15 protein-coding genes are annotated in these 16,369 nt (G+C 57.9%); 13 read left to right on the top strand and 2 right to left on the bottom strand.

The window, feature by feature from the left end; translation table 11 throughout:
• Positions 1-530: 530 nt before the first annotated feature.
• The gene (locus tag VGC62_RS19175; protein WP_331188658.1) at positions 531-1,151 is read right to left on the bottom strand and encodes a helix-turn-helix domain-containing protein; all 621 of its coding nucleotides are present in this window, start codon (positions 1,149-1,151) and stop codon (positions 531-533) included.
• A gap of 377 nt (positions 1,152-1,528) precedes the next feature.
• Between VGC62_RS19175 and VGC62_RS19170 the strand changes: the two genes are divergently transcribed.
• The 13 genes from VGC62_RS19170 (at position 1,529) to VGC62_RS19110 (ending at position 15,755) form a co-directional block, all read left to right on the top strand.
• Positions 1,529-2,566 (top strand): ABC transporter substrate-binding protein, encoded by a 1,038-nt coding sequence (locus VGC62_RS19170; RefSeq protein WP_331188657.1) that lies wholly within the window; start codon positions 1,529-1,531, stop codon positions 2,564-2,566.
• 33 nt (positions 2,567-2,599) lie between these two features.
• A complete protein-coding gene (locus tag VGC62_RS19165; RefSeq protein WP_331188656.1) occupies positions 2,600-3,367 on the top strand; it encodes a class II aldolase/adducin family protein in 768 nt (255 codons plus the stop codon).
• A 241-nt stretch (positions 3,368-3,608) separates the two neighbouring features.
• Positions 3,609-4,070: an Lrp/AsnC family transcriptional regulator gene (locus tag VGC62_RS19160; RefSeq protein WP_331188655.1), complete on the top strand. Its 462-nt coding sequence runs from the start codon at positions 3,609-3,611 to the stop codon at positions 4,068-4,070.
• A gap of 240 nt (positions 4,071-4,310) precedes the next feature.
• The gene (locus tag VGC62_RS19155) at positions 4,311-6,005 is read left to right on the top strand and encodes a flavin monoamine oxidase family protein (protein ID WP_331188654.1); all 1,695 of its coding nucleotides are present in this window, start codon (positions 4,311-4,313) and stop codon (positions 6,003-6,005) included.
• Between the two features lie 28 nt (positions 6,006-6,033).
• Complete coding sequence (locus tag VGC62_RS19150; protein WP_331188653.1) at positions 6,034-6,834, top strand: carbon-nitrogen hydrolase family protein; 801 nt, start codon at positions 6,034-6,036, stop codon at positions 6,832-6,834.
• 227 nt (positions 6,835-7,061) lie between these two features.
• Positions 7,062-9,503 (top strand): pyrroloquinoline quinone biosynthesis protein PqqF, encoded by a 2,442-nt coding sequence (gene pqqF, locus VGC62_RS19145; RefSeq protein ID WP_331188652.1) that lies wholly within the window; start codon positions 7,062-7,064, stop codon positions 9,501-9,503.
• Between the two features lie 160 nt (positions 9,504-9,663).
• Positions 9,664-9,735: a pyrroloquinoline quinone precursor peptide PqqA gene (pqqA, locus tag VGC62_RS19140; RefSeq protein ID WP_008365141.1), complete on the top strand. Its 72-nt coding sequence runs from the start codon at positions 9,664-9,666 to the stop codon at positions 9,733-9,735.
• Positions 9,736-9,826: 91 nt separating this feature from the next.
• Entirely contained in the window at positions 9,827-10,738 is a 912-nt protein-coding gene (gene pqqB / locus VGC62_RS19135; RefSeq protein ID WP_331188651.1) for a pyrroloquinoline quinone biosynthesis protein PqqB, read from the top strand.
• Positions 10,739-10,746: 8 nt separating this feature from the next.
• The gene (gene pqqC, locus VGC62_RS19130; RefSeq protein WP_331188650.1) at positions 10,747-11,502 is read left to right on the top strand and encodes a pyrroloquinoline-quinone synthase PqqC; all 756 of its coding nucleotides are present in this window, start codon (positions 10,747-10,749) and stop codon (positions 11,500-11,502) included.
• On the top strand, positions 11,499-11,774 hold the full coding sequence (gene pqqD / locus VGC62_RS19125; protein ID WP_331188649.1) for a pyrroloquinoline quinone biosynthesis peptide chaperone PqqD: 276 nt from the start codon (positions 11,499-11,501) through the stop codon (positions 11,772-11,774). The genes pqqC and pqqD overlap by 4 nt, the downstream gene beginning before the upstream one ends.
• The gene (pqqE, locus tag VGC62_RS19120) at positions 11,746-12,963 is read left to right on the top strand and encodes a pyrroloquinoline quinone biosynthesis protein PqqE (RefSeq protein WP_414705825.1); all 1,218 of its coding nucleotides are present in this window, start codon (positions 11,746-11,748) and stop codon (positions 12,961-12,963) included. The genes pqqD and pqqE overlap by 29 nt, the downstream gene beginning before the upstream one ends.
• Complete coding sequence (locus VGC62_RS19115; protein WP_331188648.1) at positions 12,929-14,749, top strand: S9 family peptidase; 1,821 nt, start codon at positions 12,929-12,931, stop codon at positions 14,747-14,749. The genes pqqE and VGC62_RS19115 overlap by 35 nt, the downstream gene beginning before the upstream one ends.
• A gap of 418 nt (positions 14,750-15,167) precedes the next feature.
• Positions 15,168-15,755, top strand: coding sequence for a LysE family translocator (locus VGC62_RS19110; protein ID WP_331188659.1), 588 nt, complete (start codon positions 15,168-15,170; stop codon positions 15,753-15,755).
• Positions 15,756-15,771: 16 nt separating this feature from the next.
• Here the strand turns inward: VGC62_RS19110 and VGC62_RS19105 are convergent.
• A partial coding sequence (locus VGC62_RS19105; RefSeq protein WP_331188647.1) for an AraC family transcriptional regulator occupies positions 15,772-16,369 on the bottom strand: 598 nt, incomplete at its 5' end.

Raw genomic sequence — 16,369 nt, 5'->3', positions numbered from 1 at the left:
GAACTTGTTCGCGAGGCGGCGTTTCTGGCACACCGCGTGGGTCGCCTCGCCAACAAGTTGGCTCCTACAGATGAAGCGCGTTCTGCAGACGAGGGTCAGACAGCGTCGGATCTGCGGCCTCGACCACGATTACCCTCCACTGCTCATCCGTCACGGCGCGCCATTGGCAAATATTCAACGTGGCGCTTGATCCGCTGTAGGAGTGAACTTGTTCGCGAGGCAGGGTTTCAGACACACCGCGTGGGTCGCATCGCCAACAAGTTGGCTCCTACAGATGAAGCGCGTTCTGCAACCTCGACCACAATGACCCACCGCTGCTCATCCGTCACGGCGCGCCATTGGCGGATGTCTTCAATCTGGGCGGTTGATCAGTTGTAGGAGTGAACTTGTTCGCGAGGCAGGGTTTCAGACACACCGCGTGGGTCGCATCGCCAACACGTTGGCTCCTTCAGACGGGTGTCAGACAGCGGTTGATCAGTTAGAGCTGCCGGAGGCTGCGAAGCATCGTATCGAACGCCAGAGAACCATGGCTAATAAGTCGGCGGCGTAATTACCCAAAGCACCACGGCATCGGTCTGCCCCGGATTGCCGTAACGATGGGGCTCATTGCTGGCGAAGCGGAAGCTGTCACCCTCACCCAACAGAAAGTGCTTTTCCCCGACCCACAACTCAAAGGTTCCGGTCAGCAAATAACCGACCTCCTCGCCTTCATGGGTATAACTGGTGCGGTTGTAGGCACCGGGCGGAAAGCGAGAATGGACCATTTCGATCTGCCCGCTTGGGCTGGGGGTGAGCAACTGGTCGTGAATGCCATCGTCATAATGGATGTTCTGACGGCAGTCCTTACGTACGACGTATCCAGCGTCGGCTTCAGCAACGTCTGTTTTGGTCGAAAAGAACCATTGAATATTCACGCCCAGGCAACGACCGATTTTCAGCAACGTGTCGACCGAAGGCCGCGACAAGTCACGCTCAAGCTGGCTGATGTAGCCCACCGACAGTTGACTGAGCCGCGCCAGTTCGGCAAGGGTCAAGCCCTGACGCTTGCGCAGCCCACGGATGCGCTCTCCGAGAAAGCTTTCTCCTGCGGGCGTCTCGTCCGGCACCTGTTTTGCCTTCCTGGCGTTGTCGCGGGGGTTTCCTGATGTCATCACTACCTCGGTGCATGTCGGGCGGGCTCCAGTGAGCGTGGCCGAAGTTTAAAGCTGTCGTGGTGAAAATAGTCCATTGGGCCAACGATTTTTACCGACAGTGAAATTTATGACATTTTTTTCACTAAATCGCCAATTCTGTCTTTTTATTTCACAAGCTCTGGATTAGGCTTTAAATCACTCGCATCCCACCGCGAGCAGCCAATAAAAAAATCACGCCGCTCGCAGCCTTCAGGCCAACGCAGCGGCACAGCTCCAGCTTTCTCGTTATACGTGTCATTGCCTGTTTCTATCCGTTTACCCCTGCGCAGCCATGGGCGCTTCAGCGTGCGCTCTTGCCTGTCGAACAAGGCCTTTAGGCCGTAAGGAAAATGTCGATGAACAGTAAGAACCTGAAGATTGCGTGTGCGTTGTTGATGCTTTCGCCACTGCCGGCCCTGGCGGCGGAAAACATGGTCATCGTGGGCTTTGGCGGGGCCGCCCAGAAAATCCAGAACACCACGATTTTCGAGCCCTTCGCCAAAAAGACTGGTGTCGGCGTCGTGCAAACCGAATACAACGGAGAAATGGCAAAAATCAAAGTCATGGCCGAAACCGGTCATGCCGACTGGGATGTCGTGCAAGTTGAAGCACCTGACCTTGAGCGCGGTTGCGCCGAGGGCCTGTTCGAGAAACTCGACTGGGCCAAACTGCGTGGCAACCAGCAACTGATTGCTGGCGCGGAGCAGGAGTGCGGCTCGGCGGCACTGGTCTGGGGCATGCCGCTGGTGTATGCCACCGACAAAGTCAAAAGCGTCCCGGCCAGTTGGGCTGACTTTTGGGACACCACCAAATACCCTGGCAAACGCGGCCTGCGCAAAGGCGCGATGTACACCCTCGAATACGCCCTGCTCGCTGACGGCGTGCCCGCCACAGATGTCTATAAAGTGCTGAACACGCCAGCGGGCGTTGATCGTGCGTTCGCCAAACTGGACAAACTCAAGCCGTACATCCAATGGTGGGAAGCAGGCTCGCAACCCATGCAGTGGCTCGCCTCGGGCGATGTGGTCATGACCACCACGTTCAGCGGCCGTGGCGCCGTAGCCGCCAGTGAAGGCTTGAAAGTCGCGCCTATCTGGAATGGCTCGCTGTACAGCATGGATTACTGGACCATCGTCAAAGGGTCCAAGCACAAAGACGCAGCGAACACATTCATCGCCTACGCCAACGAACAAGCGCCACAGCAGGCTTTCTCACAAGCCATCGCTTACGGCGTGACCAACAAAGCCCTGAGCGACAAACTGGACCCAACCAAAGCGCCATGGATCGCGACCTCGCCACAAAACATGGCGGTAGCGTTACCGCTGAACATCGAGTTCTGGGTCGATCACGGCGAAGAGCTTGAAGAACGCCTGAACGCTTGGCTGGCACGTTAATCCAGTCACAGACCGAAGATATCCGGAGGAACAATGGCACACCCGTACACCCAGGAAGAATGGCAACTCAGGCAGGAACTCGCGGCCTGTTACCGGCTGATCGCGCATTACAAAATGTCCGATCTGATCTCCACCCACATTTCGGTGCGTATTCCGGGCCCCGAACATCACTTCCTGATCAATCCATACGGATTGTTCTTTGAAGAGATCACCGCGTCGAACCTGGTAAAAATCGACCTTGATGGTAATAAGGTGCAAACGTCGGATTACCCAGTCAATCCGGCCGGTTTTGTGATTCACAGCGCTATCCACCGCGCTCGGGAAGATGCCCAATGCGTCCTGCATACGCACACCAAGGCCGGTTGCGCCGTGGCCGCGCAGGAGTGCGGGTTATTGCCAGTGAACCAGATCTCCCTGGAGTTCTATGGACGCCTGGGCTATCACGAGTACGAAGGCATTGCGCTGAACTTCAGCGAGCAGCAGCGTCTGGTGGCAGATCTAGGCAGCCATTCGGTGATGATCCTGCGTAACCATGGTTTGCTGACCGTGGGCGACAGCGTGAAGCAGGCGTTTTTGCGCATGTATTACCTGGAGAAGGCCTGCGAGATTCAAATTGCGGCGCAGGCCGGTGGTGCGTTGCGCTATCCGCCGGACGAAGTCTGTCAGCGCACCGAAAAACAATTCAACGCGCCAGGACAGGATGTGGCCGAAGGTGAGCTGAGCGACCCGGATGCCGTGCAGTTCGCCTGGGCGGCGTTGTTGCGATTGCTGGATCGCGTGGCGCCGGACTACAAAAACTGAGGATGTGCCCTCTCCGGTTGGGGTGAGTTCTGTAGGAGCGAACGTGTTCGCGAGGCGGCGTTTCAGGCGCATCGCGTCGGTCGCCTCGCCAACACGTTGGCTCCTACAGTTTGAGCTGTACCCTCAGCCACTGGTCATCCGTGGGCGTGTGTCGCCGCCTCGCGAATGAATTCGCTCCTGCATCTGCGCCGCGATCTTCCTCGACAGGTAATATGGTCCGCTTGCCGAAGGAGATCTGCCCTTGTCCGACACCCGCCCTCCCGCGCTCGATGACATCGACCGTCAGTTGATCGCAGCGCTGCAGATCAACGCCCGCGAACCTGTGGCCATGCTTGCCCGGCAACTGGGCATCGCGCGGACCACCGTCACATCGCGCCTTGCTCGTCTGGAAAAAGCCAAAATCATCACCGGCTACGGCGTGCGGTTGAGTCAACGAGTCGTGGATGGCGGCTTGCAGGCTTACGTCGGCATTACCGTGCAGCCGCGCTCCGGCAAGGAAGTGCTGCGCCGGCTCAGCGCACTGGCGCAGGTTCAGCAGTTGTGTGCGGTAAGCGGCGAATTCGATTACGTGGCATGGCTGCGTACGGACTCGCCTGAACAACTGGATCAGTTGCTGGATTTGATCGGCAGCGTGGATGGGGTCGAGAAGACCACGACCTCGATCATTTTGAGCAGCAAGATTGATCGCGGGCAGCCGGTTTAGACTGACGCGCATTATGGAGATTGGCTTCTGCGAACACGCTTGCTAGACACATTCTCGACGTCTCCTACACAGGCCTTGTTCAAACCCTAACAGGGGAAGCGCATTCCCACATCAAAACGACGTCTAATATCGTCATATCGCTTAAAATCTCTACAAAACGACGACACTTTGCGTCTTATTAACGTCTCAACTGTTATCTAGACTTGTTCACTTTCGCGCCCCAGTCGAACAAGGTCAGCCATGAACAACAATCGCCATCCCGCCGACGGAAAAAAACCGATCACCATTTTCGGCCCAGACTTCCCATTCGCCTTCGATGACTGGATCGAGCACCCGGCTGGCCTGGGCAGCATCCCCACTGAAAACCACGGGGCCGAAGTGGCCATTGTCGGTGCGGGCATCGCAGGGCTGGTAGCAGCTTATGAGCTGATGAAGCTCGGCCTTAAACCGGTCGTCTATGAAGCCTCGAAAATGGGTGGGCGACTGCGCTCGCAACAATTCGAAGGCGCCGAAGGCATCATTGCCGAACTCGGCGGGATGCGCTTTCCGGTGTCCTCCACCGCGTTCTATCACTACGTTGACAAGCTCGGCCTCGAATCCAAACCCTTCCCCAATCCACTGACGGCCGCGTCGGGCAGCACAGTCATCGACCTGGAAGGCACTACCCATTACGCACAGAAGCTGTCGGACTTACCTGCGCTGTTTCAGGAAGTGGCTGACGCGTGGGCGGATGCACTGGAAGAAGGCTCACAATTCGCCGACATCCAGCAAGCCATCCGCGACCGTGACGTACCACGCCTCAAAGCGCTGTGGAACACGCTGGTGCCGCTGTGGGACGACCGCACTTTTTACGATTTCGTCGCCACCTCCAAGGCCTTCGCAAAACTGTCGTTCTACCACCGTGAAGTATTTGGCCAGGTCGGTTTCGGCACAGGCGGCTGGGACTCTGACTTCCCCAACTCGATGCTGGAAATCTTCCGCGTGGTGATGACCAACTGCGACGACCACCAGCATTTGATTGTGGGTGGCGTGGAGCAAGTGCCGCTGGGCATCTGGCGCCATGCGCCTGAACGTTGTGCGCATTGGCCACAAGGCACCACGCTGTCTTCGCTGCACCATGGCGCGCCGCGCACAGGTGTCAAACGTATTGCCCGCGCGCCCGACGGTAACTTCGCGGTCACCGACAACTGGGGCGACACCCGGCATTACGCCGCCGTTTTGACGACCTGCCAAAGCTGGCTGCTGACCACGCAGATCGAGTGCGAAGAGTCGTTGTTCTCGCAAAAAATGTGGATGGCCCTGGACCGCACGCGTTACATGCAGTCGTCAAAAACCTTTGTCATGGTCGACCGCCCATTCTGGAAAGACAAAGACCCTGAAACCGGTCGCGACCTGATGAGCATGACACTCACCGACCGCCTGACCCGCGGTACTTACCTGTTCGATAATGGTACTTACGCCAACGGCGAAGAAAAGCCGGGGGTGATTTGCCTGTCCTACTCATGGATGAGCGACGCGCTTAAAATGCTGCCACAGCCGATTGAGAAACGCGTGAAGCTGGCCCTCGATGCACTGAAGAAGATCTATCCGAAAGTCGACATAGCAGCGCGGATCATTGGCGACCCGATCACTGTTTCATGGGAGGCCGACCCGCACTTTCTCGGAGCCTTCAAGGGCGCGCTGCCGGGCCACTATCGTTACAACCAGCGCATGTACGCGCACTTCGTGCAAAAGAACATGCCTGACGAACAACGCGGCATTTTCATCGCTGGCGACGACGTATCCTGGACGCCGGCCTGGGTCGAAGGCGCGGTGCAAACTTCGCTGAATGCGGTATGGGGCATCATGACCCACTTCGGCGGCAAGACCCACACCGAGAACCCAGGGCCAGGCGATGTGTTCGATGCAATTGGGCCGATTGTGCTACCCGAATAACGCTGCCGTCAGTCAAAAGGAGCACCCGATGCGTATCGCGCTTTATCAATGTCCCCCACTGCCCCTAGAGGTAGGTTGTAATTTGCAGCGCCTCAAAGCTCAAGCCATTGAAGCTGCTGCGCAAGGCGTCGATTTGCTGGTCTGCCCGGAGATGTTCCTGACGGGCTACAACATCGGCGCGGATGCAGCGCGAGCCCTGGCGCAATTGCACGACGGTCCGGCGGCGCTTGAGATCGCGGCCGTCGCTCGGGCGTCGGGTGTCGCCATTCTCTATGGCTACCCCGAGCGCAGCGTTGACGAGCAGATCTATAACGCCGTGCAGCTAATTGACGATCAGGGCACAAGACTCTGCAATTACCGTAAGACGCATCTGTATGGCGACCTGGATAAATCGATGTTCTCAGCCGGGGAAGACGACTTCCCTATCGTGGAATTCAAGGGCTGGAAGCTGGGCTTTTTGATCTGCTACGACGTCGAGTTTCCGGAAAATACCCGGCGCTTGGCATTGGCCGGTGTGGAGCTGATTTTGGTGCCGACCGCCAACATGGCACCGTATGAGTTCGTCGCGCAGGTCACAGTGCGAGCACGGGCGTTCGAGAATCAGTGCTTTCTGGCGTATACCAATTACTGCGGCAGCGAGGAGGATATCCATTACTGCGGGCTGAGCAGCATTTGTACGCCCGATGGCAAGCAGATTGGGCTGGCCGGGCATGACGAGTCGCTGATCATCGCAACGCTTGATCGGCAGCTCTTGGACGACTCCCGGGCGCTCAATACCTATTTCAATGATCGACGGCCGGGGCTTTACTCGGGGTTGGTTGAGCGCTGAACCGTATTTTTAATCCTCCACGCCTCTGTAGGCGCGAACTTGTTCGCGAAGGGGCATCCTACGCAACGCACCTGTATCGCCTGACCACGTATCGCCAACACGTTGGCTCCTACAGGTTTTGCATGCCCTGAAAGAAGAACGGTATCAGCAAAAAACCTTTGCCCGCACGACGACTCTGTTATCCGCTAGCATGACCTCTCGCTTCCCGAGCCCATCCGGAAACTGTCATGCCTGCACCTGCGTCGCCCACTGCCCAATCCCTGATCTTGCCCAACGGCCTGCAGGTGTCGCTGTGTCATGCGCGGCGTTTGAAGCGTTGTGCAGCAGCGTTGCGGGTGTCGGCGGGCAGTCATGATGTCGCGCCGCAATGGCCGGGGTTGGCGCACTTTCTTGAGCATTTGTTTTTTCTTGGCACCGAGCGCTTCCCTGCCGAGCAAAACCTGATGGCGTTCGTGCAGCGTCATGGCGGCCAGATCAACGCCAGCACTCGCGAACGCACGACTGACTTCTTCTTCGAGTTAGCGCAGCCGGTATTCGCCGATGGCCTGGAGCGGCTGTGCGACATGCTCGCTCATCCGCGTATGGCGTTTGAGGATCAGTTGCGCGAACGCGAAGTGCTGCATGCGGAGTTCATTGCCTGGATGCGCGATGATGCAGCGCGCAACCAAATGAAGCTGCTTGAGCCGGTTTCGGCAGCGCATCCGTCACGCTGGTTTCATGCGGGTAATCGCTACAGCCTCCCGGTGCCACGTCCGACGTTTCAGCAGGCGTTGCAAGATTTTTACCGGCGGTTTTATCAGGCGGGGCAGATGACGTTGAGCCTTGCCGGGCCGCAATCGCTGGATGAATTGAAAGCCTTAGCCGAACGATTGGGTGGGACGTTTCCCAAAGGTGAAAAGGTCGAGCAGACCGCACCGCCACCCTTGCGGGATGAAGTGCAGAAGGATCAAACCAACATCGATTCACGTCGGATGCATCTGATGTTTGCGTGCGAGGATCTACCTGACGGTGCTGAAGAGGCCGTGGCTTTTTTCTGTTTTTGGCTGGGGAATGCGCAGCCCGGTGGATTACTTAGCGAGCTGAAAGAGCGCAGCTTGATTGAATCCCTTAAAGCACAGGTGTTGTATCAATTTCAGGGGCAGGTCTTGATCGACATTGAGATTGCTCTGGAGGCGAGCTTGCTCACTAAAGCGTCAGCACAATCACCACCACCAAATCAGCAAACACTCATCACCCAATTGTTCTTCAACTGGCTCAACTTTTTCAAAGCCCACTACCCAGCCCTGCGCAACGAATACGCGCTGCTGCAACAACGACAATTGGACGTCGGCGGTGCGCTGATGCTCGCTCGGCATTACAGCAACAGCGGGGCGGCTGATGCGACGCCGGGCCTTTCAGATCAAGGTGCTGCGGCCCTGGACGCGTTGATTGATCAGTTGCAACCGGATGACGCGCTTCTTGGCAGAAACAGCCTGCCTGAGAATACAAGCATCGACGACGCTCAATGGTGCCTGCCGAAATCGAACCCATTCCTACAAGCAACAGCGCATTCGACGACGGTCGCACACCCCATCCCCGCGCTCACATTCAGCAATGCCCTACCCGATTCAACAGGCGAGGGCGCCGTTTACCTGCGCTGGACGCTTCAAAACCCCGCCCCCGCACTCTGGCAGGTACTCAACGACAGCCTTACGCCCCTTACCGACGATGCGCAGCAAGCAGGCGTCAATCTGACATTCAGCACTTACGGCAACTATTGGCAGCTGAAAATCTCCGGCCTTGCAGACCCTATGCCTGCCGTTGTCGAACACGCGCTGAGTTTGCTGGCAAACCCCGACAGCAAAACTCTCGCGCGTTACCAACAGGCAAAAAATGAACCCGCCCTGATTCCGATCCGGCAATTGCTGAAGGTCCTGCCCGATCATGTGTTGAGCACCGCACCTATAGAGATGCCCCATGCTCACGAAGATCTTCTGACTGACTGGAAAAACACTCGCTGGACCGGCTTCGCCATAGGGTTTCCCGATAAAGGTCAAAACTCCCTACTCAGCGCCTTGGGCAAAGTGCCTGGCATCTCGGATACCCAGTTGCCACAGCCACCCGCTGTATGCTCGGGCAAAAGCTGGCACACGCAACCGTCAGAATCCTCGGAAAGCGCCGTGCTCCTGTTCTGCCCAACATTGAGCCACACCCTGAAAGACCAAGCCTGCTGGCGACTCCTCGCACACTTGCTCCAGACCCCCTTCTACCAGCGCCTACGGGTCGAATTGCAACTGGGCTACGCGGTATTCAGTGGTTTCCGACAAATCGCCGGGCAATCAGGAATGCTGTTTGGCGTGCAGTCGCCGAACGCAACAGCAGGAGAGCTCGCTCGGCACATGGAACAGGTCATAGCGGGCCTGCCGTCGCTGATAGCGTCGTCGGACATTGCCAACCAGCGACAAACGTTGGCGGCGCAGTTCGATCTCGCGGCGCTAGACACCCAGCAAGTTGCCGAACTGCTGTGGCAGGCGCATTTGGCCGGGCATGGCACCGAGTACCTTGACGACATGAAGCGCGATTTATCAAATCTTCATGAAACCGATCTGCTCGCTGCAGTCGATCAATTAACCAGCCCGGGCAATGGCTGGCTATATCTCTCTAATCGCTCTAACCCGCGTGATGGGTGATGCTCACGCAACTGATAGTGGTGCCCTCTGTCCCAAACTCGGCGCCATAAAGATCCGAAATATTTACCTACATAGCCCGCTAAGTATTTGAACGCCTCCTCCTACTGGTGTACTAAGGATGTATTCACCCACCGCTGTATTAACCCAAAAGGAGTCTTTTATGTGGACCAAACCTGCTTACACTGATCTGCGTATCGGCTTTGAAGTCACCATGTACTTCGCAAGCCGTTGATTGTTGCGCACTGAAAAGCCTCGGTTCGCCGGGGCTTTTTTGTTAGAAAGCATGTTTTCAGGCCCAGCCACAGGGCCGGTACGGAGCGACAATGCACATCCAGATTCTCGGATCCGCCGCTGGTGGAGGTTTCCCGCAGTGGAACTGCAACTGCGTTAATTGCGCTGGTTTTCGCGAGGGCAGCCTGAACGCCAAGGCGCGCACCCAATCGTCCATTGCCTTGTCAGATGACGGCGTAAATTGGGTGCTGTGCAACGCCTCCCCCGATATCCGTGCCCAACTGCAGAGTTTCGCCCCGATGCAACCCAATCGCGCACTGCGCGATACCGGTATCAGCGCCATCGTGCTGATGGACAGCCAAATTGACCACACCACCGGCCTGCTCAGCCTGCGCGAAGGCTGCCCGCACCAAGTCTGGTGTACCAACATGGTCCACGAGGACCTGAGCACCGGTTTTCCGCTGTTCGAAATGCTCAAGCATTGGAACGGTGGTTTGATCTGGAACCGCATCGAACTCGAAAGCAGCTTCGTCATCCCGGCCTGTCCCAACCTGCGCTTTACACCATTTGCGCTGCGCAGCGCAGCACCGCCCTACTCGCCGCACCGCTTCGACCCACACCCTGGCGACAACATCGGGCTGATGGTCGAAGACCTGAAAACCGGCGGCAAACTGTTTTACGCGCCTGGGCTGGGCCAGATCGACGATGCGCTGCTGGAAAAAATGAGCGCCGCCGATTGCCTGCTGATAGACGGCACAATGTGGGACGACGATGAAATGCAACGGCGCGGTGTCGGCACCCGCACCGGCACGCAAATGGGCCACCTGGCGCAGAACGGCCCCGGCGGCATGTTGGAGGTGCTGGAGCGGCTGCCCAATCAACGCAAAGTGCTTATCCACATCAACAACACCAACCCGATCCTCGACGAAGACTCCGCCGAACGCGCAGAGTTAAGCCGCCGTAACGTCGAAGTGGCTTTCGACGGCATGAGCATCGAGCTTTAGGAGCTGACATGAGCGAACACGCTGCGTTGTCCCCCGCTGAATTCGAAGCGGCCTTGCGTGCCAAAGGCGCCTATTACCACATCTACCACCCGTTTCACGTGGCGATGTACGAAGGCCGCGCGACCCGCGAACAGATTCAAGGCTGGGTCGCCAATCGCTTCTATTATCAGGTGAACATCCCCCTGAAAGACGCGGCGATTTTGGCCAATTGCCCGGACCGCGAAATTCGACGGGAATGGATTCAGCGGCTGCTGGATCACGACGGCGCACCCGGCGAAGATGGCGGTATCGAAGCCTGGCTACGTTTGGGTCAAGCCGTTGGCCTGGACCCGGACCAACTGCGCTCGCAGGAATTGGTATTGCCCGGCGTACGATTTGCGGTAGATGCCTACGTCAACTTCGCCCGGCGCGCCAACTGGCAGGAAGCCGCAAGCAGCTCGCTGACCGAACTGTTCGCGCCGCAGATCCACCAGTCACGCCTGGACAGTTGGCCGGCGCACTATCCGTGGATCGACCCGAGCGGTTACGAGTATTTCCGCACGCGCCTGGGCCAGGCCCGCCGCGACGTCGAGCATGGTTTGGCAATCACGTTGCAGCACTACAAAACCTATGAAGGTCAGCAGCGCATGCTGGAAATCTTGCAGTTCAAACTGGATATTTTATGGAGCATGCTCGATGCCATGAGCATGGCTTACGAGCTGAACCGACCGCCCTATCACAGCGTGACCGACCAACATGTCTGGCATAAAGGCATCACCCTATGAGTTTTGATCGACAACTGACCCCGCGTTGGCGCCAAGGCTATCGCTTCCAGTTCGAGCCCGCGCAGAACAGCCATGTATTGCTCTATCCGGAGGGCATGATCAAGCTCAACGAAAGCGCGAGCGCGATTGGCGACTTGATCGACGGCGAGCGCAGTGTCGAAGCGATCATCGCAGCGCTCGATGAGAAATTCCCCGGCGTTCCCGAGCTCGGCACCGACGTCGAGCAATTTATGGAGGTCGCTCGTGCAGAATACTGGATTGAACTCGCCTGAGCCGGCTGACCATTCGCCGGGCGCGACTGATGCTTTTTTAACTGATCCTGGCTTGAGAATTCCGCCCAAGCCCGAGGTCGGCCTGCCCTTATGGCTGCTTGCCGAGCTGACCTACCGCTGCCCGCTGCAATGCCCCTATTGCTCCAACCCGCTGGATTTCTCGCGGCAGGGCCAGGAACTGACCACCGAGCAGTGGTTCAAGGTCATGGCCGAGGCGCGACAAATGGGTGCAGCGCAGATCGGGTTTTCCGGCGGCGAACCTCTGGTGCGTCAGGACCTGGCCGAGCTGATCGCCGAAGCGCGGCGCCTGGGTTATTACACCAACCTGATCACCTCGGGCATTGGCCTGACCGAACAGAAAATCATCGACTTCAAAAAAGCCGGGCTCGATCACATTCAGATCAGCTTTCAGGCCAGCGACGAGCAAGTGAACAACATGCTCGCCGGCTCAAAAAAAGCTTTCGCGCAGAAGCTGGAAATGGCCCGAGCGGTTAAGCGGCATGGCTATCCCATGGTGCTGAATTTCGTCACGCACCGGCACAACATCGACAAAATCGACCGCATCATCGACTTATGCCTGGCGCTGGAAGCCGACTTCGTAGAGCTCGCCACCTGCCAGTTCTATGGCTGGGCGTACTTGAATCGGGTCGGGCTGTTGCCGACCAAAGAACAGTTGGTGCGTGCCGAGCGCATCACCAACGAATACCGCGCCAAACTGGCCCTGGACAACAACCCGGTGAAGCTGATTTTCGTCACGCCGGATTATTACGAAGAGCGGCCCAAGGCTTGTATGAACGGCTGGGGCAATATTTTCCTGACCGTCACCCCGGACGGCACAGCGCTGCCATGCCATGGCGCACGACAGATGCCGATTCAGTTTCCCAACGTGCGCGATCACACGATGCAGCACATCTGGTATGACTCGTTCGGCTTCAATCGTTTTCGTGGCTATGACTGGATGCCCGAGCCCTGCCGCTCGTGCGATGAAAAAGAGAAGGACTTCGGCGGCTGCCGTTGCCAGGCGTTCATGTTGACTGGCGATGCGAGCAATGCTGATCCGGTGTGCAGCAAATCCCCGCACCACGGCCTGATCACCCAAGCGCGCGAAGAAGCCGAGTATGCTAGCCAGACCATTGAGCAGCTGGCCTTCCGCAATGAACGAAACTCTCGCCTCATCGCCAAATCCTGAGCTGTTCTCTGCCGCCCAGGCTGTGGCGGCAGGGATCGACTTCGCCGAACTGAGCGTCAGTCCCGCCGGACTGTTCTGGAACGAGTACCGCCCCGAAGACGCCGCCTCACGCGTCTGGCGCTGGCAAAACGGCGCTGCGCACTGCCTGACGCCGTCAGGTTTCAGCGTGCAAAGTCGCGTGTACGAATACGGAGGCGGCTCTTTTTGCCTGACCGTCAATGCCGTGGCGTTCGTTAACGCGAGCGATCAACAGCTGTATCTTCAGCCGTTCGACGGCACACCGACACCGCTGACCCAGGGCGATAAACGCTATGGCGACGTCCGATATGCGCGTGGGCAAATTCTGGCTGTCGAGGAAGATCACGACACCCACCGGCTGGTAGCCATCGATATCGCCGACGGTCAACGTCATCTACTGGCCGAAGGCGCTGACTTTTATGCAGCGCCGACGCTGAGCCCTGATGGGCAACGGTTGGCGTGGATCGAATGGTGGCGACCGCACCAGCCCTGGACGATGACCCGCTTGATGCAAGCCACGCGTCAGACCGATGGAGCGTGGTCGACCGCAGAATGCCTCGCCGGTGCTGAACCCGAGTCGCTGCAGCAACCGCGTTTCGACGACCAGGGTCGCTTGTATTGCCTGACAGATCGTGGCGGCTTTTGGCAGCCATGGGTGCAAACTGCGCAAGGTCTGGAGCCATTGCCCGCCGCCAATGCCGATCATGCACCTGCGCCTTGGCAACTGGGCGCCAGCAGTTGGTTGCCACTGGGCGATGGCGTTTATCTCGCCAGTTGGTCTGAAGATGGCTTCGGCAAGCTGGGAATCCGTTCAGCCGACGGCACTGTGGAAGATTTCAGCGGCGATTACAGCCGTTTTCGTAGCCTGGCCATCGACGATCAGCACATCTATTGCATTGCCGCATCGGCGGTCAGCCCGTCAGCCGTACTGGCGATTCGTCGCGATGATCACAGCGTTCAGGTGCTGGCCGGGGGTGTTGCGCCGTTGCCTTCCGAGCGCATCAGCCAACCACAAACGCTGCGCTACCCAAGCGGTGCCAGTGAAGCACACGGCTACTTCTACCCGGCCATGGACGGCACGGCAAAACCACCGCTGGTTGTTTTCATCCACGGCGGCCCGACCTCAGCGTGCTATCCGGTGCTCGACCCACGCATCCAGTATTGGACACAACGAGGCTTCGCTGTCGCCGACCTCAACTATCGCGGCAGCACCGGCTATGGCCGCGCCTATCGCCAAGCACTGTTTCTGAATTGGGGCGTAGTGGACGTTGAAGACGCCTGCGCCGTGGTCGAGCATCTGGCCGAGCGCGGGTTGATCAACCCGGATCAAGCGTTCATCCGCGGTGGCAGCGCCGGTGGTTACACCACGCTGTGCGCGCTGGCCTTTCACAAGGTATTCCGCGCAGGCGCGAGCCTGTATGGCGTAAGCGATCCCATCGCGCTGGGCAAGGCAACCCATAAGTTCGAAGCCGATTACCTGGACTGGCTGATAGGCGACCCGGACATCGACATGGAACGCTATGTGGCCCGCACGCCGCTGCTGCATGCCGATAAGGTCAGCGTGCCGGTGATTTTTTTCCAGGGCGAACTCGACGCCGTCGTCGTCCCCGAACAGACCCGCGCAATGCTCAAGGCCCTGCAAGACAAAGGCATCGCGGCTGAAGGGCATTTCTATGCAGACGAACGCCACGGCTTTCGCAAGGCCGCCAACCAGATCCATACACTGGAAACGGAATGGGCGTTTTATCGGAAGGTGATTGATAGCTGAAAATGACTGGAGGCTTGCTCGCATTGACGCTGGTCCTCCAGCATCGTTCGCAGATTTCGGAGATTTCGGAGATACCAACGCGACCGCCTCGCGAACAAGTTCGCTCCTACACCCGACACATGGAAGACATACGCCATCGGTAGCGGTGAAGTATTTGATATGGTCAAGCTTTTCAGCGAAATACACCTGCTGACGGCCTAACCGGGAGCAGAGTATCTACATAAAATCATTTTTATTCATATAGTTATGTGTTTTATGAGCCAATAGCCCCTTCGCGAGCAAGCTCACAAAAAAAGGATTGTTAGTCGAAAACGACTGACAGGGCTGGCGCTTGCGCTGATTGGGTGGTTTTTTTCAATACCGCGTTTCCCGTGCTGATTACCCTGATCAGACATTCAGTGAGCGGAGAAATGATGTGATAAGCCTGTTGATTTCCATGACCCTGTTCGCGTTGGCGGCGTCGATTTCGCCGGGACCTGTGAACGTGGTAGCGCTGAGCTGCGGCGCGCAATATGGCCTGCGTTCAAGTTTGCGGCATGTGCTGGGGGCGACGGTGGGGTTTGTGGTGCTGTTGCTGTTCACCGGGTTCGGCCTGCATCAAGTCCTCCAGCAATGGCCGATCCTGACCGACATCATTCGTTGGGCAGGGGTGTCATTTTTGCTGTACCTGGCATGGAAGCTGGCGGTCGACAACGGCCAGTTGAATGTCGGTCGGGCAACGCGGCAGCCATCGTTACTCCACGGTGCGGCGATGCAATGGCTTAACCCCAAAGCCTGGCTGGCCGCCGTGGCGGGGATGGGCGCATTCGTTGCCAGCGGTGAGGCGCGGCTGATCGGCATCTTCGCGCTGATTTATTTCGTCATTTGCTACCTGTCGGTGGCGTGCTGGGCGTATGCCGGGGCGTTTCTCGCTCAGTATCTTGGCAGCCCAGCGCGGATTCGCCGATTCAACCGCTGCATGGCTTTGTTATTGGCGAGTTGCGCGGTGTCGATGGTGTTTTTCTGAGTCAGTTGTACGCAACCTAAGGTTTGTACTGACCCGGCGTGGCAGCGAGGTGTTTTTTAAACACTCGCTGAAAATGCGCCTGATCGGCAAACCCTGCCTGTTGGGCGATATCGGCGATCTGGCCGCCGTCGCGCAACTGCGTTTGAGCGTGTTGTACCCGGCGGTTGATCAAGTAGGCGTGGGGCGTCATGTGATAGCGCTGTTCAAACGCGCGAATCAGATACGCCTCGGAAAGACTCGCCACCTGACAGATTTCTTCCAGCCGGATCGCCCGCATGAAGTGCTGGTTGATGAAACGGGCGGCGCGTTCGACTTTCAGGTTGGCTTTGCGCGCCGGCAACGCCGAAGCGCCAAGGGTGTGCTGCATCAGCATGAAATAGGCTAGGGCGGCTTCGTGTTTGCGCAGCGACTCCAGCGTCGGATGGGTCAGCACGTCATACAGCTCGATCAGCCCCACAAACAGCTCGGCTGAACGCGTGTGCGTGACACCGATGGGCTGGAACTCCTGTTTCTCATTGACGCCACAGGCCTGTTGAATCGATGTCAACCATCGGGCATCGAGGTACAGCATGATGTAGGACCATGGCTGATCTTCGATGGGATTGCAGGCATGC

This window comes from Pseudomonas sp. (assembly GCF_036404235.1).
In the GTDB taxonomy this organism is placed as follows: Bacteria; Pseudomonadota; Gammaproteobacteria; order Pseudomonadales; family Pseudomonadaceae; genus Aquipseudomonas.
This window is presented reverse-complemented; position numbering and strand designations above follow the sequence as displayed.